1 protein-coding gene is annotated in these 525 nt (G+C 53.1%); it reads right to left on the reverse strand.

Annotated elements, in window-relative coordinates:
• Positions 1 to 9 precede the first annotated feature (9 nt).
• Positions 10 to 525: transposase (locus tag AC1MDC_RS28695; protein ID WP_480394196.1), on the reverse strand; the 516-nt coding region annotated here is incomplete at its 5' end.

Raw genomic sequence — 525 nt, forward strand, 5'->3', positions numbered from 1 at the left:
TAATGCTGTTCACTTAAGCGGAGCAGCCTTACGGTCTACTGGAAACCGGGTTTTTGAGATCTTCACCGTCCTTGGCCTTGCAGGCCTTGGACGGTGATCCAAAAACAGCCCGCCAACACCTTTTCTTAACTCTGCCATCCGTCTTCCTGTCGCCGAAACAGGGTTGGCCGCCGCCATCACAATCAATTGAACCGCGATGTACTGGCACGCCGGTTTGAAACGGATGTCCGACGGTGCTCGGCCAAACGCCACCGCCGCCTGACTGGCTTCCCGACGAATCACGTTGTAAGCCAGCAAAAGCCCCCACACCTCCTGATAGACCAAGTCGACTTTTTTACTGCGCAAGGTCATGGCGTTCTGCTGCATCGAACTTTTGATATCCCTGAACCCCAATTCGATTTCCCAGCGCTCCTGATAAAGACTGGAAACAGCCTTGGTGCTGTAGGTCTTGGCTGGCAACGACGTCATGACAGTTTTGAGCTTGCCTTGAATTTCATAACTGACTTCGCGTGCTTCCCAGTGTGT

The sequence above is a fragment of the Pseudomonas sp. 1 genome (assembly GCF_056626735.1).